The organism is Pseudomonas mosselii, assembly GCF_019823065.1.
Classification (GTDB): Bacteria; Pseudomonadota; Gammaproteobacteria; order Pseudomonadales; family Pseudomonadaceae; genus Aquipseudomonas; species Aquipseudomonas mosselii.
In genome coordinates this window covers 3,420,663-3,444,988 of sequence record NZ_CP081966.1, presented here as the reverse complement: position 1 = coordinate 3,444,988, position 24,326 = coordinate 3,420,663, and the positions used below count along the sequence as shown (strand labels likewise).

Genomic DNA, 24,326 nt, shown 5'->3' with positions numbered 1-24,326 from the left:
ATGCTGTTGTGTACTGTCGATCAATTGCGCTCCCTCGCGGTGAATCAAAATTAACCTGCGCCTTCGGACTTCAAAGCAGACTAGTGTCCTGTCTCGGAAATACGTTCTCTTTTGGCGAGTGGCTTGGGTGTCCGGCCAAGGCGCCGCCAGAAGTGAACAGCTTAATTCCGAGACAGGACACTCGGAGCAGGCCTGGCCCACTGCGCCAGAAACTCGGCAATTCTGCGCTCAATACCACTCTCCACCGTCCGCAGCCGCAGAATGGGAAGGCCACTGGCCGCTAGAATCTCATTCTTCCTGGCGTCCCTAGCGGCCTGCACGGGGTGGTCGTGATACCCGCCATCGACCTCGATCACCCCAACCGGGGTCTTGCCTACTTTGAAATAGATGACGAAATCGCAACTGGCGCGCCTCATGAACGCCCGCTGGGTTTGCGTCCACTCGGGCTTGCTCGGCGATGCGAGCTTATCCAGGTGGATTTGCGTGTGGAACGTCAACGCATGGCACGCCGGGGCCAAGAGCGCTTCGCGCAGCAACTGCGCCACGATCTGCTCGGACTTGTAGCGTGAATCCTCGGGCCGCAGTCGGGCCTTCAGGCGTTCCAGGGACTGATCGTACTCGTGGTACAACAAGTCGAATGCCGACACCACTGGTGCACGCACGATCTGCTCGTCCTGTGCGTAATAGCTGATGTAGCGGATCAGCGCGGCAATGTGGCCATTGTTCTCGGTGAACACCTCGTCACCGGTCACCAGGGTGAAACGATGTTTGGCCCGCGACACTGCCACGTTGATCATGCGCGGGTCGTCGACGAAATCCAGGCGTCCTTGCGTCTGGTTGTAGCGCTTCTTGTCTAGCACGGTGGAAAAGACGATCTCGTCGCACTCGCGCCCTTGGAACTTGTGCACTGTGTCTTTGATGAAGTCCGCCGGCAGGTGCTTGTCGCAAAGGTTGACCTGTGCCCGGAACGGGGCGATGTAGCCGCGGCCTTCACCGTCCACTACAACAGATTGCCTCTCGTCTTCGAGCACCTTGAGCAAGGAATCCAGCTCCCGAAGGTTGGTGTTCTTGCGTGCGTGGTTTCCCTTGGCGGTCACCACCAGGCGCAGGGGCTCCTCGCCGTTGTCCACGGTCATCGGCACCAGTGCGTTGTCATAGAACTGCTGGTTGCAGAATTGGATGGTCCTGGGGTGGCAGCGGTAATGCTCCTTCAGCAACGTCCTTGGCAGTGCGTTCTGGAACACGGCAATGCACGAATCCAGCAGGCTGTAGTGCTCGCAATCGTAGGCCTCGACCGGCGCCTGCAGCCCCAGTTTCACGGGGATGTGCGGCAACTGGCGGTTGTCGCCGACGACGATCAGATTCTTGGCGCAACCCAGCGGCAGGATGCCCGGCACGATGTCCTGCAAGGAAGCTTCGTCGATGATCACGTAGTCGAGGATCGCCCCCGGCGCGATCGAGTTGACGATCGAGTGCGTGCCGCTGCCCAGGATAGGGAAACGCTGCACGAAGGCATCAAAGTCCCTGCGGTAGGTCTTGACATCGAAGCTGTCTCGCGGGGGAACCTTACCTTGTAGATGCTGCTTCAGATGGTGCATTGATGCGGTTGTCAGCTCTTTGAGCAACGCCGTGAAATTTGCGCGCGCCAAGGATTCACGGCACGCCCGCAGCTCGGTTTCCTTATCCTGCAGCGACTTGTCGTAGTAATGCATCTGCAGGGCATGGAATGCGGCCATGCGCGTCTCGCCCTCGGCGAACGGCTTGGTGCGAAAGACTCTGAATTGGAGCAGCAGCTCGATGCGGTCCTTGAGCTTCACGCGCTGCTCGCCCAAATGCGCCAGGTAGGCCATGAGGTCGGTAGTCTTGCGAGGGGTCAGCCCGTACTTGTCCAACGAGCCTGTGGCCTGCACACCGTTTTCTAGCTGCCACTGCTGCAGGTAGCGCCGCTCGATGACCAGCTCGTCCAGTTCGATCTGCAGTTGTGCCGCCCGGTTGTGGTCGTGCAGGTGCTGCTTCAGGCGGGTAAGCAAGCCCTGGATTTCTTCCAGGGACGGTGCCGGCCCGGGTGCGCTGGAGGGCCATGCAGGCATGTCGTCGAAGAAGGCTTCGCGGTTTTCCTTGTTGCCAAGCTTTGCGACCAGGTAGCCCAGGCCGCATTTCTCAAGCTTTTCGTAGACGTTTGCCACGGCCGCATTGTTGTTGGACAGCACCGCAACCGTCTGCCCGCGCAACAGGATATTGGCGAGGATGTTGAGGATGGTCTGGGTCTTGCCGGTTCCCGGTGGGCCTTCGATCACGCTGATTTGCGCGCTGAATGCCCGCTCGACGGCCTGGTACTGGCTTTCGTTCAACCCGAACGGATAAATGAGTCCCTGACCCGGGGCGAGCGTGCCGTTGCGCCCGGTGCAATAGGCTTGCAAGGCAGTGCTGGCGATGGAGGGCAGTTTTCCAAGCTGAGTTACGACATTGCTGGCTATGTCACGATCAGCCTTCGAATGCGCTTGAGCGTGTCGGGCACTCGCGACCGCAGTGAAATAACCGAAGACCGGCGTGTCCTTGATCGAGGTAGGGGCGGTGAAGACGATGCCGTCCATCTTGTGGACATAGGGCCTGGTGCCGCCCGGATAGTGCACCACGGCATATCGCTCGCCGTAGATCACCGCTTTGTCGATGGGTTTGACGATCGTGCTGCCAGGTTTAGTCAGCAGTACATTGCTCAACTCGCGGGAAGGTGATACTCGGCAGTTACTGAGCGGGCGGGTGTATTTTTTACTGGAGGGGAAATGACAGGTCAGTTCCAGTGCTTCGTACTTTTCGCTCCAGTGAATCGCCCAGTCGCTGATCTTTGCGGTCTTGTCCTCACCATCCACCTGAATCGAAGCCATATTCCCTTATTCCTGTGCGCAGGACATTCGGTTACGTCGTGTACCGGATACTGCTTTCCCTGATTGGTGCCATAGTGCCATTATTGGGTGCAGGTTCGATAGCTGGTGTGTGCGTTTTCCTGCGGGCATTGAGGTCGATGACGCCTTGGAGATGGCGGAGCAGACTGAGGTCTGAAGCGATGCGTCGCCGGTTGAAGCATGACCGTCGTTATCCAATCCATGGCGGTCCCTCAACATAAGTGCCTATCGGTCAGAAGCGCTCGGTTGCTTTCATAGATGCATGAGTCTATTACGGCGGTTCACCTCTGGCTGTTTGCTGCTCTCAGCGCAGGACCGCTATGGGTCGATAGCAGCCGTTCCCGGATGACCGCTTTCGACCCATAGCGGACATTCAGCGGAAATGGATTGGGTGTCCGCGCAAATCTGAAATAGGATGGGCCATCCTCATCCACCATTGCGCACTAGCAGCAAGCTTATCCATGGAACGAAAAGCAAGCCCGTCCTGCGCTGATTGGGTCATACGCAGTGCCACGCCTGGCAGCGTGGAGCGTATTGAGGCGTGGTTTGGCGGCCATGGCTACGACCCCCATCGGCACGATACCTACTCGATAGGCCGTACCCTTGCCGGCGTGCAGAGCTTTCACTACAAAGGGGCGCTGTGCCACGGCGTGCCGGGCAACACCCTGGTGCTGCACCCGGACGAAGTCCATGACGGCATGGCCGGCACGGATATCGGCTTTCGCTACCGGATGGCCTATATCGATCCTTCGCTGATCCAGAGCGTGCTCGGCGGCGAACCGTTGCCGTTCATTGCCGGCGGAATGTCCCGCGACCCGCGCCTCTATCGCGCCAGCGAGGCCTTCGTGCAGGCACTGGATCATCCGCTGGAAACACTGGAGGAGCAGGACGCCGTCTATGACCTGGCCATGGCGCTGCGTGCAGTCGGCGGCAAGCCCCGCGGCCGCAAACGCCTGGACTACCGCTCGGCCGAGCGCGCCAGGGCGTTCATCATGGAGCACCTTGACCACGGCATCACGCTGGAAATGCTCGAGCAGGCCAGCGGGCGTGAGCAATGGAGCTTGTCACGGGACTTCCGAGCCCTTTACGGCACCAGCCCATACCGTTTTGTCACGCTACGACGCCTGGACTGTTTTCGCAGGCTGATCCTGGAGGGCTTCACCCTGGTCGATGCCGCCCTCGCTGCAGGCTTTCACGACCAGAGCCACATGACCCGACATTTCACTCGCACCTACGGCGTGCCGCCCCTGCGCTGGTTGGAACGCTTGCGGCCTGCCCGCTGACTTGCAGGATCGTACAAGAGCCGCCTGCTTTCTATTCGGTAGCCTGATCACTCTAACTACAGAGGATCTGTCATGACCGACTCACACCCGCAACGCGCATCGCAACCTGTGAACCTGGCTCAGAAGGCTGCACTGATCGAGCAGCAGTGGAGCCCAAGGGTGGTCGCGGAAATGAACGACTACCAATTCAAGGTCGTGCGCATTGAAGGGGAATTCATCTGGCACTCGCACCCGGAGACGGATGAAGCGTTCCTGGTGCTTGCAGGCACCTTGCGTATCGATCTGCCAGAGGGCAGCGTGTATGTGCGGCCGGGTGAGCTGTATGTCGTGCCGCGTGGTGTAGCGCACAGAACAGCGGCCCAGGCGGAAACGAAACTGATGATGATCGAGCCGCGAGGCGTTCTGAATACCGGTCATGAAGGAGGGGGGCGAACTGCGGTGAATGACGTCTGGATCTGAGTTGACGATGCAGGCGATGAGGCCGGTACTCACTAAATGGCCTTGGATCGATGTGCGCCTTGAGTCGGAAGCGGGAGCTCACGAGCGGTCGTTTTCGAGCCATAGCTGCCATTCACCAACGGCAGGATTTCTAGCTTTGGCCGCTGGATGCCGCGCACTGAAACGGCCCCAGAGCAGCCTGAGCAGTTGACTCTCCCGTTATGGTCAGGCTTTACCCTGCACGCTTCATGTTCAGGATGAAGTGATGATGAGCAAACGAGTACTGGTGGTGCTGGGGCACCCGTCAAGCGAGAGTTTCTGCGCAGCGCTGACCGAGAGCTATGTCGAGGCGGCCAGAAGTGCCGGCCATGATGTCAGGGTGTTACGGCTTGATGCTTTGAGCTTTGACCCGGTATTACGCAGCGGCTACCGGCAAGCGCAGCCACTGGAACCCGATCTGCTCAGGGCCCAGGCCGACATCACCTGGGCCGAGCACCTAGTCTTTATCTACCCCATTTGGTGGGGCGGTATCCCTGCACTGATGAAAGGCTTTTTCGACCGCGTGTTCCTGCCCGGTTTCGCGTTTCAGTATAGGGCAGGCAAGGCTTTCCCCGAGCAACTGCTCAAGGGTCGTACAGCGCATCTGCTGGTGACGATGGATACACCGCCGTGGTACTACCGCTGGGTGTATCGCATGCCTGGCCTTCACCAAGTGCGCAAGACCACGTTGCAGTTCTGCGGTATCAGAACGCTGCGTACCCTGATGTTCGGGCCACTGCTCGGCTCCAGCGCGCTGCGGCGTGGAGCCTGGCTCGAACAGGCACGAGGCATCGCCAGCTGACCTGCGGCTACGTGGTTCCAGAACCGCTGGCGCCATGCAATGATGCCCCGCTCCCTGATGAAAAGGACATTCATGTATATCGGCAAAGCCGCCCAACTGTCGGGCACCACGGTCAAGACCATCCGCCACTACGAAGCGATTGGCCTGCTGCCACCGCCCAAGCGCCAAGGGCAGTACCGCGTTTACAATCAGCAGAGTGTCGAGTTGCTGACGTTCATCAAATGCGCGCAGCAGTTGGGTTTCAAACTGAAAGAACTGCAGGCCATTCTGCTGAGGCATCAGGGTGCTGATTTGCCGTGGGACTTGGCGGGCAAGGTCATTGCCGACAAGAAACGCGAAGTGCTGGGGCAAATCACTGGGCTGCAGAAGATATACGCAGGGCTCGAAGCGTTTGAAGCAAGCCTTGCAGGTGCCAGGTATCAGTGCGGGCTTAAACGTCTGCCATAAGCTCCGTGAGAGCGGCAGGGAACAGAATACGGGACCTGCGTCCAAACGGCTTCGAGAGTGTGCTTGCGGTTGACCATGTCGGCCATTGCCGTAAAATCGCGCGCCCAAAATCCAGCCGGCAGGGAGCTTCAATGCAACGGGTGATGATCATTGGCCAGCCAGGTTCTGGGAAAAGTACCTTGGCGCGCAAGCTCGGTGAGCGCACGGGCTTGCCGGTCGTGCATATCGACACGATTCACTGGCAGCCAGGGTGGGTCGAACGCAGCCGGGACGAGAAGACGCGTCTTTGCCATGAGGTCGAGGCCCGTGAGCGCTGGATTTTCGAAGGTGGGCACTCGACCACATGGAACAATCGGCTGGCCCGCGCTGACATGCTGATATGGATCGATCGCTCGGCGCCGCTTCGATTCTGGCGCGTGTTCCTCAGAACGATGCTGAACCGCGGCCGATCCCGGCCTGACCTGCCGGACGACTGCCCGGAACTGCTGGCCAACTTGCCGGAGTTTCTCGGCTTCATGTGGCGGACGAAAACCTCGTCCCGGGAGGCAATCAAGCGATTCGTGGCGACAGTCCCGTCGGGATTTCGCGTGGTCTGCCTGCGGTCCAACCGGGATACCGAGGTATTTCTCGCGAGTCTGGGCACAGGCTGATCAGGCTGCGCAAGGTTATTAGATCTCGTGGCGGCAGGCGCCTGCCGTGAAGGCGTGTCAGAACGTTTTAACCTGCGCAAGGATGGCCCATGGCGCTGACCAGCAAGATCACGACCTACAACCCTGAATGGCCACAACGGTACGAGGCGGACAAAATGCTGCTCGTCTCGGCATTCGGTGATGAGCTTATCGCCATGCACCATGTGGGCAGCACGGCTGTCCCGCAACTCGCCGCCAAGCCCGAGATCGATGTGCTGATCGAGGTTTCAGAGCATTGCAATGCAGCAGCCCGAGACGAGGTGTTGCTTAGCTTGGGGTATGTACGCGGCAGCGACCTGTCCGAAGGGCACCACTTCTATCGCCGCAATATTGGCGAGGTGCGCACCCACAAGGTCCACATCTGCAGATGTGGTCACCCTTCAATCATCCAGATGCTGACCTTCAGGGAACTGCTCAGGAACGACGCCTCCCTGCGCCAGCGATATCAAGACCTCAAGATCGAGCTGGAGGCCACCAACACCGGGGGGATGGCTGAATATCTGGAGAAGAAGGGGCCATTTATCATCACGGCGTTGCTTGAGGTGGGCATCAGACGGTGATGAGGGCGATTCGTTGACTCAAGCGGGGTTTACGCCCTGATCGCCTCAAGCAGCCCTGCGATGCCGAAGATGCTCATCATTCGCTTGAGGTTGTAGGTGAGCACGTGAAGGCTCATTTCAGTGCTTACCCTCGGCAGGGTTTTACTCAGGATGCGTTGCGCCATGCCCCTGTACAGGAAGGTGAGGAATAGTTTGCCCGAGGGCAATGGCACTGGTTTCAAGCTTCACACGCTCTGCTTCCAGAAAAACATACGTGGCTTGCAAGGTGGTGATCTTCGTCTGAATTTCGGCCATCTTGCTGGCGACCAAGGCCGCGCCTTGCGCGCAATTGATCGTATTACCCCGCTTGGCAGCAAGAATGTCGCCAATCTCGGCGAGCGAAAAGCCCACGCCCTGGGCACTCTGAATGAAGGCCAGGTCAACAACGGCCTGATCGCTGTAGCTGCGATAGTTGTTGGCTTGTCGATGGGCCACGATAAGCCCGAGTTGTTCGTAATAGCGCAATGCATGGCGGCCAACTCCACTACGGCGCTCCAACTCTCCAATGTTCACAGTAAAAATTCCTTGACTGTAGAGCAGACTCTACACCTTAGCCTGCCCCCATCATCCAAACAAGGATTCAGGCATGAGCGCGGAATGTTTCGTCACAGGCGGCAGTGGGTTTATCGGTCAGCATTTACTGGCTCGTCTTACTGCGACAGGGCACAAGGTCTGGGTGCTTATGCGCACCCCTGCAAACCTTGAGCGCCTCAGGGAGCAGGTAAGCCGACTGGGTGGTAACCCTGCCTGTATCCATGCCGTTGAGGGCGATATCAGCAGAGAGGGGCTTGGGCTCAGCGAGGCAGACAAGCAGCGCGTGTCGTCGGCCTCTGTGGCCTTCCACCTCGCGACACAATTTTCCTGGGGGCTGACAATGGAGCGCGCCCGCGAAGTCAATGTGCAAGGGGCGCTGCGAGTCGCCAGGCTTGCGGCGAGCCAGCGCATCCGCTTGCTGATGGTGGGTGGCTTCATGCTGCAAAACCTTTGCCACCTGGCCAGTATCGGGGTGGACAATGAGCGCCCTGAAAACACGAACTGGCCCTCCGTCTACGCCCGTGCAGGTGGCTACGAAGGCAGCAAGCTCGAGGCTCATTTTGCGGTCATCCGTTACATGCAGGAGGTGGGCGCGGATTACACAATCGTTCACCCGGCTACGGTGTGTGGCCACAGCGAGAGCGGGCACATTGTCGAAGGACAACCTTTGGCCGAACTCATTCGAAATCTGGCACAAGGCCGGTTCAAGGCTGTCCCCGGCTCCACCAGGCACTGGTTGCCCTTAGTCAGCGTCGATTACCTGGTGACCATGATAACTTGCGCGGCGTTCGACCCCTCGATGGCCAACCAGCAGGTCCTGACGCTTTATGAACATACACCGAACTTGCAGGAGATGCTGGGGCAGATAGCCAAAACGCTGAATATAAAGGCACCCCGTCGCCATGTAGCGATAGGGTTGCTGAGATGGCTTTTGACAATTCCCGGACTGGCGTCCCGATTCGCGATCAGCGCCGAGTCATTGAACTTTATTCAGACGCAACGCTTTGACATGTGTCATAGCCGGCAACTGGAACTGAAGTATCAGCTGACACATCCGGACATGGCGCGAGCTTTGGAAAAGACAGTGCGCTACGTCAATGGTTACTTGACCCATTGAAACACCCCCCCTCAGGCAATAGGCTGGGCCATGCCCATGCCATGACGCTCGCCATGCTGCCGATTACGGCCTATGGCTGCTTTTCACCAAAGGCAGCCATGGGGCGAAAACTGTCGGTTGCATCTGACCGCTATCGACCCAGGCGTATTTTCTCCAGGTGCTGCTGACGCTACTGCTTCGTCATGGTGTGGTTCAAGGGCTGCGCTGGATTGAAACCGATGGCCCTGCTTCAGCACGGCGCGTGCGAACGTCAGAAGGTGTACTTGATACCCGTCATGATGTTCCTTGGAGCACCGTACATACCGTGGTCGCCGGCATAGCTGAGGTATTCGCGGTCGAACACGTTGTTCAGGTTGACTGACGCACTCAGATGCTGGTTGAAGTCGTAGCGAGCCAGGAGGTTGGTGACGGCGTAGCTGCCCTGGGTGAAAGTGTGCAGGTCGGCACCGGTCTTGCTCTGCCAGTTCACACCACCGCCGAGGGTGACCTTGTCCAGAATGCCCGGCAGGCGATAGCTGGTGAAGGTCTTCAGACTGTGGCGGGGCAGGGTGGTAACGATACGCTGGTCGTCAGCGTCGGTGCTCACCGCATAGGCATAACCGGCGGAGGCCTGCCAGCCTTCGGCCAGCTCTCCGTCCAGGGTGAATTCAGCGCCCTTGGTGGTGGTGCCCTGTTCCGACTTGTAGGTATTGCCGCCTGGGGTATCGATCCAGATCGCCAGGTTGTCCTGCTCGATCTTGAACAGCGCGATGCTGGAGTTCAGCTTGCCGTCGAAGTGGCTGCCCTTGACACCGACTTCATAGCCGGTGCCTTCCATCGGATCCAGTGGCTTGTTGTTGATGTCGCGAACCCAGGACGACTGAGGGTTGAAGATTTTCGTATAGCTGGCATACAGCGACCACGTATCGTTGACGTCATACACCACGCCAGCATAGGGAATGTAGACGCCGGTTTCCGATTCCTTGGTCTTGGTGTGTTCAGCGTTGTAGGGTTTATCCTCGATCTCGCGATGCCAGTCGATCACGCGGCTACCCAGCAAGATACTGAGATCGTCGGTGGCGTGCAGGCGCGTGGCGAGGTAGGCGGCATATTGGGTTTCGTCGACAGTGGACTTGCCCGTGACGTCGAATTGCGGTTTCACCGAGGCGCCGTTCCAGTTCAGCAGGTTGTCGATTGCGCCGGCCGGGGAGCCGGAATAGTCGTATTTCCAGCCGCCGTAGCTTGGCACATTCTCGTAGTAGTTGGACAAGGTCACGCCGGCGATCAGCTCGTGCTCGCGACCCAACAGATCGAATGGGCCGGTCAGGTAGGCATCGATGTTGTTCTGGCGGGGAACACCGGAGAAGCGCACTGGCAACTGCGTGGTGCCACTTCCGTCCGGGTTGAGGCTGCCGTTGACGTAGTTGAAGACTTCGTCAAACTTGTTTTCGGAGTGGGTCAGTTCGATCTTCCCGCTCCAGCCATTGGCAAACTGCTGTTCGATCGAGGTGAAAAAGCTGGTTTGTTCATGGTCGTTGTAGGACCAGGTCTGTGCCGAATTGAGCGAGCGTTTGAGGTTGCTGCGAGAGCCGTCGGTGAAACGGGTCGGCAGTCCGGAGCGCATGGGCGAGTCGACGTCTGTGCGTTGATAACTGAAGCCCATGGTCAACAGGGTGTCCTCGGTCAGGTCGAACTCGGTAATGCCGTAGATCAGTTGCGAGTCCTGCTTGTAGCGGTCGATCCAGGACTGCTCGGTCTTGAAGTCGGCGACCAGGCGACCGCGTACGTTGCCGGTTTCGGTCAGCGGGCCAGACACATCAAAGCCGGTACCGTAGCGGTCCCAGCTGCCGGCTTCAGCGCTGACGCTGGCCTGAGCCTCGGCGGTCGGACGCTTGCGGATCAGGTTGATCGTCGCTGAAGGGCTGCCCAGGCCGCTGATCAGGCCGGTAGCACCGCGTACCACCTCCACACGGTCGTACATCGCCATGCTCTGGGTGTAATTGTCCATGCGCTTGACGGTGGGCACGCCATCGATTTCAAAGTTCTGGATCTCGAAGCCCCGGGAGAAGTAACCGTCGGATTCGGCACCCTGTCCGTCGCGCAGCACGATGATGCCTGGTGTGGCATCGAGGGTATCGCTGAGATTGGTCAGGCGCTGGTCATCCAGGCGCTGGCGGGTCATGACGGTCAGCGACTGCGGGGTTTCCTTGGGGGTCAGGTTCAAGCGGGTCGAGCTGCTGGATGAATAGGTGGTATAGAGCCCAGTGCCTTCTGTAGTCGACCCGGGAGCCTTGCCCGAAATGGAAATGCTCTGAAGCTCCAGGACGGCAGAGGCCGGTGCACGCTGGAGGGGGTATCGCCCATCCGGCTGGCGAACCGCAAGGAGTTGGCTGCCCTCAAGTAGCGCCTGTAAGGCACCGTCGACCGTGTAATCGCCACTCAAGCCAGGGCTGTTTTGCCCGGCAATCAACTCATTGGGGAACGACAACAACAAATGGGCTTGCTGGCCCAGCTGATTGAGCGCAGCGCCCAGTGGCGCCGGGGCAATTTCGTAGTGCTGCACGCGGCTGTCGGTGGCTGCCCAGGCTGGCGATGAGGTGGCGAGCAGAACCGCTGCGGTGCAACCCAGGGTAGTGGCGAGCGAGGTAACGGAGTACGAGGAAAAACTGCGGTGGTGCATGTGAAGTTTCCCGATGATTTTTGATGTATGGCCTATGAGTCTCGCCAGAAATCAAAACGGCTCATCGAGGACGAAAAAATTTCAAACGTTAGCGGGCAGGGGACGCAAGTTGACCCACAGGCGAGTGAAACGCTGTACATCCAGTTTCAGTGTGTGGGCGACGGCATCGATGATTCGATCGCTGTCTGCCAGCGGGTAGGTGCCCCATACGCGCAGGTTGGCCAGGGCGGCGTCGCACCCAAGATGCCCATGGCGATACCGGCCAAGTTCGTCGAGAAACGCCTTGAGCGGTTGGCCGTTGGCGACGATCATGCCTTCGGCCCAGGCGGGAGAGGATGCTTGCATTGCCCCCTGATCGAGTATCCCGAACGGCCCGAAACGCGCCAGCTGCCCGGCTTGCAGAGTGGTCCAGAGGTTGGCTTGGGTCGGGCTTATTTCAAGCGAGCCATGATAGATCGCCAGCTGGGTTGAGCCATTGTCAAACTGCCGCATTGTGAAACGCGCCGAGGACGCCTGCGCCCGAACCTGTGCGGTTTCGATAAACAGCGCCGGGTTCAAGGCGGTGTTGATCAGGACCTCGCCGCTGAGTAATCGAAGGTGCCAGCGCTGGTCAGCCGTGCGAGCATTTATTGCGCTACGGGTATTGAGTTCAAGCGACAGATCCGAGGCCAGCGCAACACGTCGGCGCTCGCCCACGCCCGTGGTGTAGTCGGCACTCATGCGCGACATCAACTCGCTGTCTCGACTCAGCCAGGCACCGGTACCTGCAGCCAACAGCAAGGCCAGGCCCTTTATTGCCCGACGCCTGCTCAGCCCTTCCTGGGAGGGAAGCAACAGGGCCTGTCGGGCGAGGTCTGGATCGCCTTGGGTGCGCAATGAATCGAACTGCGCCCCCAACTCCAAGGCTTTTTCCCAGGCCAGTTCATGCAAGGGGTGTTCACTACGCCACGCCATGAATGCGGCCTGTGCGGGTGAATCGAAATTGGCCTCCTGCATATCGAGCCACCACTCCATCGCCTCCTCACACATTTTTGGCGATAGCGAGGATTCTCGGCCAAAGGCGTTGGCGGTGATAGTCATTACAGTGCTTCCGTCACCAGCATGCATCGCGCACCCGCCTTGATGATATGGCGCTTGACGGTAGCGATTGAAATACCCAGTCGCTCGGCAATATCTGCGTGGCTGAGCCCATCGAGTTGTGACCAGAGAAAAGCCTTTTTGACGGCGACATCCAGTTCGCACAGTGCTTCGTCGAGTCGAACCAGCGTCTCGAAAATAATCAGTTGGGTCGCTAGGTCCGGCAGCACGCTTTTGTCTTCGGTCTGGAGCGCATCCAGATAGGCTTTTTCCAGGCGTGCGCGGCGGTAGTGGTTGGACAGGACACTGCGTGCCACCTTGGCCAGCAAAGGCCGAGGCTGGCGGATCTCAAGCGCCTCGTTGCTGGCCAACAGGCGCATGAAGGTGTCCTGCATCAAATCAGCGGCGCGGTGTGAGCAGCTCAATTGCCGATACAGCCAACTACGCAACCAGCGGTGTTGCTGTTGGTAAAGAGCAGTGAGCTGAGCGGTATCGATAGATGCCATGAGCTGTCACGAAATTGGTGCAAATGAGACTTAGTATCATATGGGATTAATTGGGTAGCGACAAGAATGCAGGAGGGCGCGGGGCATGATTGGCCTGATGGATGAGGGGCATTTGCTTGCTTTCAACGCCGTGCGGAAAGTTGTTGCGGCGCCAGGAATGCATCGTGGAAGTAATGGTGGAACGCGTGCATCGCCGGGCTGAATTCCCGCTCGCGATGCCAGGCCAGGCCGACGCTCATGGGGGTGACCTTGTCGGTGATGGTCACCGTTTCGATGCGTTTACCTTCCAGCGACCAGGGGCGATGTACCAGGTCGGAGAGGATCGCCACGCCGCTGCCGTTGGCCACCATGCTGCGCACTGCCTCCACAGAGCTGGTGCGGATTCGCACGTTGGGCTGCTGCTGGGCATGTTCCCAGTAGCGCATGGCGCTTTGTTCGGCTTCGTCGACGGTAAGCAGGATGAACGGCTCCTGTGTGACGTCGGCAAGGCTCACGGCCGAGCGCTCGCACAGCGGGTGATGGCTGGGCAGCCACAGCCGGCGCTCGGAATTGAACAGGGTTTTCGAGACGATGTCCGGGTGGGTCAGGTTCGAGGTCAGCACCACCGCCATGTCGAATTCGCCTTCGAGCAGGCCTTGCTCGATGGCCTGGCGCTCCCGTTCGTGCACTTCGATGGCCACGTCCGGGTGCCAGTGTTCCAGGCGTTGCAGGTGATGGGGCAGGAAGTAACCGATCACCGTGTAACTGGCCGCTACCCGCAACAGGCCGGTGGCGCGAACGTCCGGCAGTGGGCTGTTGAGGGCGTCCTCGACGCTGCGCAAGATCACGTAGGCCCGATTGAGAAAGTGCCGTCCGGCATCGGTCAGGCTCATGCCCTGGGCCGAGCGCTGGAACAGTAGCGTGCCGAGCATGCCCTCCAGTTCCTTGATTGCAGTGGTCACCGCCGACTGGGAAATATTCAGATGAATCGCAGCTTGGGAGATTTGCCCGATCTCGGCCGTGGCGACGAAGTAGCGAACCTGGCGCAGGGTCAGTGACATGAACACTCCGCTTGATGAGGTATCTGATTTTCAGAAGATGCCCCCTCAGATAATAGATCTTCCCAAGGGGGTGGCTGGAACTTAACGTGCTCTGCATGAAGTCACAAGCGTCAGGAGCACGTGTCATGCAGGCAGTAGATTTCAATTCGGACATGGGCGAAGGCTTCGGTCCGTGGACGATCGGCGACGGGGTCGACAACGAACTGATGGGCTTCATCAGCTCGGCCAACATCGCCACCGGTTTCCATGCCGGCGACCCCGGCACCATGCGCCGCACGGTCGAGCAGGCCAAGCGCCTGGGCGTGGCCGTCGGTGCCCATCCGGGCTTTCGCGACCTGGTCGGGTTCGGCCGCCGCCACATCCATGCATCGGCCCAGGAGCTGGTGGACGACATGCTGTACCAGCTGGGGGCCCTGCGTGAGCTCGCCCGAGCGCAAGGCGTGGCCCTGCAGCACATCAAACCGCACGGTGCGCTGTACATGCACCTGGCCCGGGACGAAGAAGCGGCGCGCTTGCTGGTGGAAAACCTGCAGCGCCTCGAGCCTGAACTGCTGCTGTATTGCATGCCCGACTCGACGATCTGGCGTATCGCCACTGAGCTCGGCCAGCCCGTGATCCGCGAGTTCTATGCCGACCGCGAATACGACATCAGCGGCTCCATCGTCTTCACCCGCAATGTGCGTGCCTACGACCCCGCGCAGGTCGCTGCGCGGGTCCTGCGTGCCTGTCAGGAGGGCGTGGTGCGCACGGTGGAAGGTGAAGACCTGGCGATCGAGTTCGACTCCATCTGCTTGCACAGCGATACACCCGGTGCCTTGGCACTGGTCGAGGCCACCCGTAAAGCACTCGATGGCGCGGGGATCGAGGTGCGCGCACCGCGCTAAAGCCACCGACGACACCTGGCACGCAGACGCCAGGGTTTGCTCGATACACAGATTTTTTGCCTGCCTTTCTACAACTATTCCAAGAGGAACAGACATGGCGCAGCACACCGTCATCACCCCATTGCCGGGAACTTTCTACCGCAAAGCCACCCCGGAATCGCCGAACTACGTCGAGGCCGGTGCCAACGTCAGTGCCGACACGGTGATTGGCCTGATCGAGGTCATGAAGCAGTTTTCCGAACTGACCGCGGGTACGGCAGGGCGTCTGGACGCATTTCTGGTCGAAGACGGTGATCCGGTGGAGCCGGGTCAGGTCATCGCGACACTCGAAGATGCGTGAGGGCACAACCATGACTCAAGGCATTGGTAAACTGCTGATCGCCAACCGTGGCGAGATCGCCGTGCGGATCATCCGTGCCGCGAAAGCGCTCGGGATTCCAACCGTGGCAGCGTGCAGCGAAGCAGACGTCGATTCCCAGGCCGCGCGCATGGCCGACGAAGTACACATCCTTGGCCCGGCCCGCGCTGACAAGAGCTACCTCAATGTCGAGGCCTTGCTCGGTGCCCTGAAGGCCACCGGGGCCACTGCGGTGCACCCCGGTTATGGCTTTCTTTCGGAAAACGCCGAATTCGCCGAAGCGGTACTCGCCGCTGGCGCGATTTTCGTCGGCCCAAGCCCCGAGACCATCCGCCGCATGGGTGACAAGGCCGAAGCCCGGCGCACCGCGCAAGCGGCGGGCGTGCCGGTGGTGCCCGGTTCTGCCGATGAACTGTTCGATGTGGAGTCGGCGCTCGAGGCCGCCAGATCCGTCGGTTTCCCGCTGCTGATCAAGGCCTCGGCCGGAGGCGGTGGACGCGGCATTCGCCTGGCGGAAAACCCGCAACAGTTGCGCGAAGAATTCCCCCGTTCCCAGCGCGAAGCCCAGGCCGCCTTTGGCAATGGCGCGGTGTATCTGGAGCGCTTCATCGGCAAGGCCCGGCATATCGAAGTGCAGGTGCTGGGCGACGGCAAGCAGGCGGTGCACCTGTTCGAGCGCGAATGTTCGCTGCAACGCCGCCGCCAGAAGATCTTCGAAGAAGCGCCGTCACCGATCCTCGATGCCCAGCAGCGCGAGTCTCTGTGCGCGAGCGCCGTGCGCCTGACCGAGGCGCTGGGATACAAGGGCGCCGGCACCCTTGAGTATCTGTACGATGACGCCACCGGCGAGTTTTTCTTCATCGAGATGAACACACGGATCCAGGTAGAACACCCGGTCAGCGAGCTGATCACCGGTATCGATCTGGTCCAGGCCATGCTGCGCATTGCCGGTGGCGAGCCACTGGGACTCAAGCAGAGCGATATCGCAATCAACGGCGCGGCCCTGCAGATGCGCCTGAACGCCGAAGACCCCGCACGGGATTTCTTCCCAAGCCCAGGGCTTGTGCAAGCGCTGAACTGGCCACAAGGCGAGGGCGTGCGGGTCGACAGTCATCTGTATGAAGGCTACCGGGTGCCGCCCTACTATGACTCGCTGCTGGCCAAGCTGATTGTTCATGGCCGTGACCGCGCCGAAGCCCTGGCCCGCGCGCGACTGGCGGTCGAGCAGACCACGCTCACCGGCATGGCCAGCACCTTGTCGTTGCATGGGGAACTGCTGGAGCAACCCTGGTTGCACACCGCCGATTTCCACACCGGCACGTTGGAAACCTGGCTGGCCGAGCGCCGCAGTGGAGGTGCAGCATGAGCAGTCCGATTCGCTACAGCTTTGGCGCCGACGAACATCTGTTTGCCGAAGTCAGCGACAGCATGTCCCTTGAGGCCTTCTTCAAGGGCATGGCGGTCACCCGCGCGGTGGAGCGTCTGGCCCTCGATGGCGTGCTCGACGTGTGCTTGGCCAACGCCTCGTTCCAGATCCGCTTTGACCCGGATCGCATCGCGCCGGCAGATCTGCTTGAAGCAGTGAAGGGGGCCGAGGCCCAGGCCGTGGCCGAGCGCACCCTGCACACCCGGATCATCGAGATCCCGGTGCTCTACAACGATCCCTGGACCCACGAAACCCTGATGCGCTTTCGCGACCGCCACCAGGACCCGAATGCCACGGACTTGGAGTACGCTGCGCGCATCAATGGCTTGGCCGACGTCGAGGCGTTCATCGCCGCCCACAGTGGCGCGCCGTGGTTCGTTTCGATGGTGGGCTTCGTGGCGGGCCTGCCGTTCATGTTCCAGATGGTCGAGCGCGAACGGCAATTGCAGGTGCCCAAGTACCTGCGACCCCGCACCGACACACCGAAACTGACCCTGGGCCATGGCGGCTGCTTCGGTTGCATTTACTCGGTACGTGGCGCCGGTGGCTACCAGATGTTTGGCGTCACTCCGGCACCGATCTACGACCCGCAGCAGAACCTGGCGTACCTGAAGGAACACATGGTGTTCTTCCGCCCCGGCGACATCGTGCAGTTCAAGCCAATGGACCGCGATGCCTATGATCACGCCGTGGCCGAGGTCGAAGCCGGGCGTTTTGATCTGCGCATCCGTCCAGTGGAGTTCTCGCTCGATGCGTTCCTCGCCGACCCGATCGGTTATCCCAAGTCTCTGCAGGAGGTGCTGGCATGATCAAAGTGCTCAAACCCGGTCTGGCCACCTCGGTGCAGGACCTCGGCCGCGAGGGCTACTACCACCTGGGTATCCCGCCTTCCGGGGCGCTGGACCAGTACGCCCTGAGCGCGGCCAACCAGTTGGTGGGCAACCCGGCCAATTCGGCGGCGCTGGAATGCACCTTGCTGGGGCCGGAGCTGGAATTTCAGCAGGACGCCCTGGTAGCGGTATGTGGTGCGCAGATGACGCCGAAGGTCGATGGCGTGGACATGCACTTGGACACCGCCTTCGAAGTGAAGGCCGGACAAGTGCTGCGTTTCGACTTCCCCAAGGCTGGCGCGCGGGCTTATCTGGCGGTGGCCGGCGGTATCGATGTGCCGGTGGTGCTCGGCAGTCGTTCCACCTACGCACTGGGGGCGCTGGGTGGCTTTCAGGGGCGCAGGCTGGTGATGGGTGATGAACTGCCGATCGGCACCGCCAGCGGCAAGGGGAGTGCCGGGGCGAGTCTGCCCATGGCGTTGCGTCAGTCTCTGGGAGGGGAGATCACCCTGCGGGTGGTGCCGGGGCTGTACTACGACCGCCTGACCCTGGCGGCGGCGGACAGCTTTTTTGCCGAAGCCTGGACCGTCGGTTCGGAGGCAGATCGCATCGGCTACCGCTTCAAGGGTGGCAGCCCGCTGAGCTTCCAGCCTCGCGAGCAGCCGTTCGGCGCTGGCTCCGACCCTTCGAACATCGTCGACAGCTGCTACCCGATCGGCTCGATCCAGGTGCCGGCAGGGCTCGAGCCGATCATCCTGCACCGCGATGCGGTGTCCGGTGGCGGCTACGCGATGATCGGCACGGTGATCAGCGCCGACCTCGACCTGGTCGGCCAGATGCAACCCAACCAGAAGGCCCGCTTCGTTGCGGTGACGCTGGAAGAGGCGCTGCAAGCCCGACGTTCCTATAAGAAAAAGTTCAGCTGTCTGAGCAAGCTGTTCCCTTCCTGAAAAGCCAAAATGGCAAGCCAACGCCGCACTTCGGTGCGGGGGCGGCTGCCCGCGCTTCAACCTCTGACGTAAAGCACTAGCGACTGGCAGTCGATCTTTCTAACCAGTCAGCACGAGTCATCTCCCATATTTCGACCTCCATCCGTCCAGATACGAAATCTCCTGCCCGCACGTCTATCAAGCGCATACCCTCATGTGTCGAGACCTTGCGAGATGCGTCATTGGCAACAGCTTTGGGAACCTGCATGACCGGACGCGACAGTGTCTCGAACCAATAGGCATTGATAATCCGGCATGCCTCGCGCATGTAGCCCTTTCCCCACCACTGTGGTGCGAGCCAGAAGCCCCTGTTGTTTCCAGGCTGATCATACAAACTGATGCTACCCAGGGTGCAGCTAGCATCGTCGCGCATGCGGATCATCCAGTGCCATTCACGACCTGCTGCCATTGCAGGCAGGGCGATATCTCGGACATAGATCAGCGCCCCGTCTTCTGGATACGGCCATGGGACACGACGATCCAGATAGCGAACCACCTCCCAGCAGGGGAACAGCTCCTGAATAATGGGTGAATCCTCTAACTGAAGGGGGGTGAGAACCAGCCGGTCAGTGATAAGCGTCGATAGACAGTCCATGACATTCGTTCCCGGGCATCCCTGTGAGACGTTGATTATCTGTACCGGGCTGGTTTGTGTCGACCGCTGCTGGCTGTTATCTGTGCTTCGCCAAGGGCAGCTATGGGACGAGAGCAGTTATCCGTGTCTGGCTGCTTTCGACCCAGAGCAGACGGTGGGAACAGGCAGAAGTCGGCCAGAAGCGGTCGCTTGAAAAAGGTAATAAGATAATTCTTTTCGGCCTGAACGCTTGCCTCTAAGGTGTGAGACGTTGCGACACCGCTGCTCAACGCGCTGACGATGCCTTGGGTCTGCATGGCCGCATAGTCAAACACTCCTGCAACACCATGGAATGACTATATGCACCCATCGCTAAAACAAGCGCTCGACATCATTAAAATCGAGCGCAACGTAGCCGAATACACCCAGGCGTTTGACGCGGTGCATGACGTGGTAAGCGTATTTGGCGAGCTTGACCTAGCCAATCGTCTCTTCGCAGAAATACCCCGAACAGTGCCCGAAGAGCTGGTGGCCGAACTTTTCAATTTGTTGGCTTGGCAAACAAACGATAACGGTTCGGCAATGACGCGTGAGGTCGAGACGTGGCTCAGAGAACAGCAAGATCCGCGCAAGCTTAGGATTGCCATGAGCCTGGATGTATATCCATTTCCAGATGCTCAGGAAATGCATCAAGTATTGTCCACGCTGGCTGCGGCCATCCCAGAAGTGGCGACTATGTGCCAAACGCTTATGACCTCACGAAAGGCTAGAACACATAGTCAAGTATGACGAAAGGCAGTGGGGCCGCTTTGGGTCGACTGTGGTCACTTGCGAGTGGCAGCTATCGACCCATAGCCGCCGGTGACCAATAGCACCAACTGGCTACCCCCCCTGCCAGTAATCACTCAATTACTCTTTATTGGACTGTTCCGCCTAATAGCTTCCTGACTGTCCTTTTACTCCCGCGCCCTTTGCTGCGACCATTTTTGCACTGACCCAGCCCTGCGGATTTTTTATGATGGACCTTGCTATCGAGTTTCCCGAGTTCTTCCTGCCCAGTTGCACGCTGCGGCGGATTAATCGCAATGACGCCGAGGCGATTTTTGCCGGGCTTTCTAACCCGCAGGTTGTTGCCCACTACGGCGTGTCTTACGACAGCCTCGAAGCGACGGACGAGCAGATGCGCTGGTATGACGCTCTGCTGGAAGAGCACCGGGGCATTTGGTGGGGCATTACCTTCCCGGGACGGGACGAACTGATAGGCGCTTGTGGTTTCAACGATTGGTCACACTCCGACCGTAGCTTGGATATCGGCTATTGGCTGATGCCGGAACACTGGGGCCGAGGGCTGATGCAAGACTGCCTGCCCACCATCCTCCGCTTCGCCCTGGGCACCCTCGGCGTACATCGCATTCACGCAGATGTTGAGCCGGAGAACCCCGCCAGTATTCGTTTGCTGGAGCGGGTCGGCTTCGTGTTTGAGGGAACCCTGCGGGATGTGGAATACAAGAACGGGCGCTTCCTCAGCCTGCACCAGTACAGCCTGCTGGCCTCTGACCCGGCGGGGCGAGCTCTGCTGGAGGACGACACACCGATCCTTCGCCCATCCCGCGGGTCTGATGCGCAGGCACTCAGTGCTTTGGCTCAGCGCAGCAAGGCCCATTGGGGATACCCCGAGACTTGGATGAAGGCATGGCAGGCAGCGCTGACTTTCCGCCCCGAGCAAATGACCTTCCACTACGCAGTGCTGGTCGCAGCGGGTGGCCAACTACTGGGCTTTTATGGGCTTGAGAGCGGCGAGGATGGCTGGCAGTTGGAGCATTGCTGGGTCGACCCACAGTCGATGGGAAGCGGTTACGGACGGCGCCTGGTGGGGCATGCTCTGGCTGTGGCGCGTGGACTGGGCGTGAATACGCTAGCGGTGGAATCGGACCCATCGGCACGGGGCTTCTACGAGCTGCTCGGTGCACAGCATGTGCGCGATGTACCGCGTCCAGTATGTGGCGAGCTCCGGCATCTCCCAATACTTAAGTGGGAGTTCAGTGACTAGACCTGATTGGAGAGTAACGTGCAGATCGATTGGCTGCTGGCAGTCTACTCGCCGTTTGCTGCACCTTTACAAGTCAGCCATGTATTGTTAAACGGCCTGCGCCAAGGACTGCTATGGGTCGGAAGCGGCCGGTCACGAAATGCCGCTAACGACCCATAGTTGGCCTCTGCCGCACTGTCAGAAACGGGCAACAGCGGAAATTCGGTGCAGCGGCCTTGCATCTGTTTCAGCCAATCACTGGCGCATGCTCGGCCATCAATTCGATTATCCAGTCGATAAATACCCGAACCTTGGCGCTGACATGGCGATTCGGCGGGAAAACCAGGTACATCGGCATTGGCGACATATGCCAGTCTTCAAACAGCGGCAGTAGCTCCCCACTGTTAAGGTGCGGTTTGGCCATGTACTGCGGCAGCCAGAGCATCCCCAAGCCAGCCAGACCGGCGGCAAGGTACGCATTGCCGTCATCGACCGTCAGTTGCGGACGGGGCTGGACCTCTATGCGCTCCTCACCTCGCTGCATCACGTAGGGCAAGGTTTTGCCTGTTCGAAACCAGAGAAAGCCGATGGTTTTGTGCTGGCCTTCCGCTAACTCACGCGGGTGTGCTGGTGTTCCGAAGCGCTGCAAGTACCCGGGCGTGGTATAGATACCGAGTTTCAAATCGCCCACATGCCTTGCCACCAGGGACTGATCGGTGATCTCGCCGCCACGTACCACGCAGTCGATGTTTTCACCAATGATGTCGACGATGCGATCGCTCACGCCCACGGTCAGCTGGATTTCCGGATAACGTGCAAAGAATTCCGGCAGGGCGGGTATGAGCAGCATTCGCGCCAGCGGGCTGGGGACATCCACCCGCAACCGTCCGCGCGGCGTCATCGAGGCGCTGGACAAGCTGGTCTCGGCGTCGTCCATGTCTGCCAGTAACCGAACAACGCGTTCGTAGTAAGCCGCGCCGTCGGCGGTGACATTGACCTTGCGTGTGGTGCGGTTGAGCAGGCGCACGCGCAGCCTCGCTTCCAGCTGCTGAATGAGCTGCGTCACGGTGGTCTTGCTCATGTGCAAGGTGGCGGCTGCCTTGGTGAAACTGCCGGTTTCCACCACTCGGGCAAACGCCTGCATCGCATCGAATCGGTCCATTCCACGCCTCGTTCGCACCTGGATTGTTTGGATTATACAAACAGTCCTGGCCAGTGCTGCCCGTTTATCCAGGTAGGTAGCCTTTTTAAAGTGGCCTCACCGTAGACAACGGGCCGCGATAGCCCAGAACGAGGTAGGTAATGTCCAGTAAACGTGATGTCGTTTTCCCACCCGATCGCCATGCTTTGTACGAGCTGCACCGCTACTCACCGGCGATTCGCTCCAACGGTTTTCTGTTCGTATCCGGTCAGGTCGGCAGCCGCAAGGATGGCACGGCCGAGCCGGACCTCGCGGCGCAGGTTCGCCTGGCCTTCGCCAACCTCAATGCGATCCTCGCCGAGGCCGGCAGTAGTTTCCAGGATGTGGTTGATACGACCATCTTCATGGTCGACCCCGACTCGAAGTTTGAGACCATCTGGGAGGTGGCGGCTGAGTATTGGGGTGAAGCGCCTTATCCCACGGTGACCGCTCTTGGCGTGACCTGGCTGTCCGGCTTCGACTTCGAGATCAAGGTGATCGCGAAACTGCCGCAATAGAGGCGGTCCAGCCCCTGCTTCCGGTTCAAGCCGCAGGGAGCATTCGTGCTATTTCGCTGCACTCGGTAAGCCCCCGCTTACCCGTCGGCCAGACGGTAATGGCGGTTCGCCTTGCGGGGGCTATCGTTGCTTGTCTGGGCGACGACTACCGACCGAGGGCGGTGCGATGAACACGAGTGATCTACTGGAACAGTTGCTCCGGGCCGGGCAGGGTTCGCAAGCACAACAAGGGCGCGGCGGCATGTCAGCGCAGGATGGCCTGGGCGGCTTGCTGGGAGGGCTGCTTGGCGGCGGCATTACCGCAGGTGGCAGTGGTGGCCTTGGTGGTTTACTGGGCGGCCTTTTGGGTGGCGGTGGTGGCAACGCCGGCGCTTCCGCTCAGGGACGCTCTGCTGGCGGCGTCAATTACGCGGCTCTGGCGTCATTGGGCATGATGGCGTTCCAGGCCTATCAAAGTTGGCAGCGCAGCCAGGCGGCCGCGCCGCAACAGGCCGTGCGTACCGTGGATCAACTGTCCGGCCCCGAGGCCGAAGATCACAGCCATGCGATCTTGCGTGCGCTGATTGCGGCAGCCAAGGCTGATGGTCGCATCGACCCGCAGGAAGAACAGTTGATCTATGCCGAAATCAAACGTCACACCAGCGACCCGCAATTGCAGCAATGGCTGGATGAGGAAGTCAGCAAACCCCTCGATGCTGCCGAAGTGGCACAGTCGGCCCAGGACTCGGGCATGGCTGCGGAAATGTATCTGGCCAGTGTGATGCTGGTGGATGACCAGCAGGATGCGGAGCGGGCCTACCTTGATGAATTGGCCAGTGCGTTGGGGATCGATCCGACGTTGCAGGTACATCTGGAACAGCAGGCGAAGGGGGCTGCCTGATCGATCCGAAGTGGACATTGACCCAAGGCGCTGTTCTCAATGCAATCTGGTTGTTGGGCTGCGTGGGAGCGGGCTGGCCCCGCGATCACCGGTAATGCCGGTGCCATACGCCGCATCGCGGGGCAAGCCCGCTCCCACGTTGGTAATGCTTGTAACGTTGTTTCCTGCACGACTGTGTAGCCCATAGGGCACGGCGATCTCCTGCAAGAGCTTGACCTGGGCTTCAGCCCACCTCCGTGAACCGACGCCGCGTCACGAACAGCCCCACGCCCAACGGCACGGCTGGGTAGAGGGGCAGGGGAGAGACCCCGCGTCGCGTCCTACAGGGATTAATCAGATTTTCCCTATTTCGAGTAGTCCGTTTCCGAAGCATGCTTTAGCCGCTTTTACGCCTTCCAACAGAGGTCTAGTCTCGCTGGGTCGCTGCAAAAAGTAGCGGCCGGGTCTGCAAGCCTGAGCGGGACAACTAGATCAGCGCCACCTATTGCCATTGGTCTCAAGCCACTGGCAGTGCGTTATGGTGGC

Annotated in this window: 24 protein-coding genes; 16 read left to right on the top strand and 8 right to left on the bottom strand. The window is 59.9% G+C overall.

The window, feature by feature from the left end; translation table 11 throughout:
• Positions 1–161: 161 nt before the first annotated feature.
• The gene (locus K5H97_RS15955; RefSeq protein ID WP_028690751.1) at positions 162–2,885 is read right to left on the bottom strand and encodes an AAA domain-containing protein; all 2,724 of its coding nucleotides are present in this window, start codon (positions 2,883–2,885) and stop codon (positions 162–164) included.
• 479 nt (positions 2,886–3,364) lie between these two features.
• On the opposite strand from K5H97_RS15955, the gene K5H97_RS15950 reads away from it, so the two are divergent.
• The 6 genes from K5H97_RS15950 (at position 3,365) to K5H97_RS15925 (ending at position 7,161) form a co-directional block, all read left to right on the top strand.
• Positions 3,365–4,186 (top strand): AraC family transcriptional regulator, encoded by an 822-nt coding sequence (locus tag K5H97_RS15950; protein WP_028690752.1) that lies wholly within the window; start codon positions 3,365–3,367, stop codon positions 4,184–4,186.
• 72 nt (positions 4,187–4,258) lie between these two features.
• The gene (locus K5H97_RS15945; RefSeq protein WP_028690753.1) at positions 4,259–4,645 is read left to right on the top strand and encodes a cupin domain-containing protein; all 387 of its coding nucleotides are present in this window, start codon (positions 4,259–4,261) and stop codon (positions 4,643–4,645) included.
• Between the two features lie 244 nt (positions 4,646–4,889).
• Positions 4,890–5,465, top strand: a complete 576-nt coding sequence (locus tag K5H97_RS15940) for an NAD(P)H-dependent oxidoreductase (protein ID WP_036986114.1) — start codon at positions 4,890–4,892, stop codon at positions 5,463–5,465.
• 72 nt (positions 5,466–5,537) lie between these two features.
• A complete protein-coding gene (locus K5H97_RS15935; protein WP_028690755.1) occupies positions 5,538–5,912 on the top strand; it encodes a MerR family transcriptional regulator in 375 nt (124 codons plus the stop codon).
• Positions 5,913–6,043: 131 nt separating this feature from the next.
• Entirely contained in the window at positions 6,044–6,562 is a 519-nt protein-coding gene (locus K5H97_RS15930; protein ID WP_028690756.1) for an AAA family ATPase, read from the top strand.
• 89 nt (positions 6,563–6,651) lie between these two features.
• Positions 6,652–7,161 (top strand): GrpB family protein, encoded by a 510-nt coding sequence (locus tag K5H97_RS15925; RefSeq protein ID WP_028690757.1) that lies wholly within the window; start codon positions 6,652–6,654, stop codon positions 7,159–7,161.
• A gap of 141 nt (positions 7,162–7,302) precedes the next feature.
• Here K5H97_RS15925 and K5H97_RS15920 read toward each other — a convergent pair whose 3' ends face one another.
• Complete coding sequence (locus tag K5H97_RS15920) at positions 7,303–7,713, bottom strand: MerR family transcriptional regulator (RefSeq protein ID WP_028690758.1); 411 nt, start codon at positions 7,711–7,713, stop codon at positions 7,303–7,305.
• A gap of 73 nt (positions 7,714–7,786) precedes the next feature.
• On the opposite strand from K5H97_RS15920, the gene K5H97_RS15915 reads away from it, so the two are divergent.
• Positions 7,787–8,851 carry an SDR family oxidoreductase gene (locus K5H97_RS15915; RefSeq protein ID WP_028690759.1) on the top strand — a complete coding sequence of 355 codons (1,065 nt, stop codon included), beginning with the start codon at positions 7,787–7,789 and terminating at the stop codon, positions 8,849–8,851.
• Positions 8,852–9,101: 250 nt separating this feature from the next.
• Here the strand turns inward: K5H97_RS15915 and K5H97_RS15910 are convergent, their stop codons facing one another.
• From K5H97_RS15910 to K5H97_RS15895, 4 genes are all read right to left on the bottom strand, one after another.
• On the bottom strand, positions 9,102–11,510 hold the full coding sequence (locus K5H97_RS15910) for a TonB-dependent siderophore receptor (RefSeq protein ID WP_028690760.1): 2,409 nt from the start codon (positions 11,508–11,510) through the stop codon (positions 9,102–9,104).
• An 81-nt stretch (positions 11,511–11,591) separates the two neighbouring features.
• On the bottom strand, positions 11,592–12,590 hold the full coding sequence (locus K5H97_RS15905) for a FecR domain-containing protein (RefSeq protein WP_051555680.1): 999 nt from the start codon (positions 12,588–12,590) through the stop codon (positions 11,592–11,594).
• Complete coding sequence (locus K5H97_RS15900; protein ID WP_028690761.1) at positions 12,590–13,093, bottom strand: sigma-70 family RNA polymerase sigma factor; 504 nt, start codon at positions 13,091–13,093, stop codon at positions 12,590–12,592. Before K5H97_RS15900 ends, K5H97_RS15905 begins: the two co-directional genes overlap by 1 nt.
• A 122-nt stretch (positions 13,094–13,215) precedes the next feature.
• Positions 13,216–14,133 carry a LysR family transcriptional regulator gene (locus tag K5H97_RS15895; protein WP_028690762.1) on the bottom strand — a complete coding sequence of 306 codons (918 nt, stop codon included), beginning with the start codon at positions 14,131–14,133 and terminating at the stop codon, positions 13,216–13,218.
• A gap of 125 nt (positions 14,134–14,258) precedes the next feature.
• On the opposite strand from K5H97_RS15895, the gene K5H97_RS15890 reads away from it, so the two are divergent.
• The 5 genes from K5H97_RS15890 to K5H97_RS15870 all read left to right on the top strand — a co-directional run bounded on the left by K5H97_RS15890 (position 14,259) and on the right by K5H97_RS15870 (position 18,581).
• Positions 14,259–15,017, top strand: a complete 759-nt coding sequence (locus K5H97_RS15890; protein WP_028690763.1) for a 5-oxoprolinase subunit PxpA — start codon at positions 14,259–14,261, stop codon at positions 15,015–15,017.
• A gap of 94 nt (positions 15,018–15,111) precedes the next feature.
• Entirely contained in the window at positions 15,112–15,357 is a 246-nt protein-coding gene (locus K5H97_RS15885; RefSeq protein ID WP_023629552.1) for an acetyl-CoA carboxylase, read from the top strand.
• A gap of 10 nt (positions 15,358–15,367) precedes the next feature.
• Positions 15,368–16,741: an acetyl-CoA carboxylase biotin carboxylase subunit gene (locus K5H97_RS15880; RefSeq protein WP_028690764.1), complete on the top strand. Its 1,374-nt coding sequence runs from the start codon at positions 15,368–15,370 to the stop codon at positions 16,739–16,741.
• Entirely contained in the window at positions 16,738–17,610 is an 873-nt protein-coding gene (locus K5H97_RS15875; RefSeq protein WP_028690765.1) for a 5-oxoprolinase subunit B family protein, read from the top strand. The genes K5H97_RS15880 and K5H97_RS15875 overlap by 4 nt, the downstream gene beginning before the upstream one ends.
• Positions 17,607–18,581, top strand: a complete 975-nt coding sequence (locus K5H97_RS15870) for a 5-oxoprolinase subunit C family protein (RefSeq protein WP_028690766.1) — start codon at positions 17,607–17,609, stop codon at positions 18,579–18,581. The genes K5H97_RS15875 and K5H97_RS15870 overlap by 4 nt, the downstream gene beginning before the upstream one ends.
• 76 nt (positions 18,582–18,657) lie before the next feature.
• Here K5H97_RS15870 and K5H97_RS15865 read toward each other — a convergent pair whose 3' ends face one another.
• Positions 18,658–19,215 (bottom strand): GNAT family N-acetyltransferase, encoded by a 558-nt coding sequence (locus K5H97_RS15865; protein WP_028690767.1) that lies wholly within the window; start codon positions 19,213–19,215, stop codon positions 18,658–18,660.
• Between the two features lie 339 nt (positions 19,216–19,554).
• Here K5H97_RS15865 and K5H97_RS15860 point away from each other — a divergent pair, with 339 nt between their 5' ends.
• On the top strand, positions 19,555–19,983 hold the full coding sequence (locus tag K5H97_RS15860) for a hypothetical protein (RefSeq protein WP_028690768.1): 429 nt from the start codon (positions 19,555–19,557) through the stop codon (positions 19,981–19,983).
• 226 nt (positions 19,984–20,209) lie between these two features.
• Positions 20,210–21,244 (top strand): GNAT family N-acetyltransferase, encoded by a 1,035-nt coding sequence (locus K5H97_RS15855; RefSeq protein ID WP_028690769.1) that lies wholly within the window; start codon positions 20,210–20,212, stop codon positions 21,242–21,244.
• A gap of 226 nt (positions 21,245–21,470) precedes the next feature.
• On the opposite strand, the gene K5H97_RS15850 is transcribed toward K5H97_RS15855, so the two are convergent.
• Positions 21,471–22,385, bottom strand: coding sequence for a LysR family transcriptional regulator (locus tag K5H97_RS15850; protein WP_028690770.1), 915 nt, complete (start codon positions 22,383–22,385; stop codon positions 21,471–21,473).
• Between the two features lie 140 nt (positions 22,386–22,525).
• Between K5H97_RS15850 and K5H97_RS15845 the strand changes: the two genes are divergently transcribed.
• Together K5H97_RS15845 and K5H97_RS15840 are read left to right on the top strand one after the other, a co-directional pair.
• A complete protein-coding gene (locus K5H97_RS15845) occupies positions 22,526–22,921 on the top strand; it encodes a RidA family protein (RefSeq protein ID WP_028690771.1) in 396 nt (131 codons plus the stop codon).
• A gap of 166 nt (positions 22,922–23,087) precedes the next feature.
• Positions 23,088–23,801 carry a tellurite resistance TerB family protein gene (locus K5H97_RS15840; protein WP_028690772.1) on the top strand — a complete coding sequence of 238 codons (714 nt, stop codon included), beginning with the start codon at positions 23,088–23,090 and terminating at the stop codon, positions 23,799–23,801.
• The last annotated feature ends 525 nt before the right edge of the window (positions 23,802–24,326 follow it).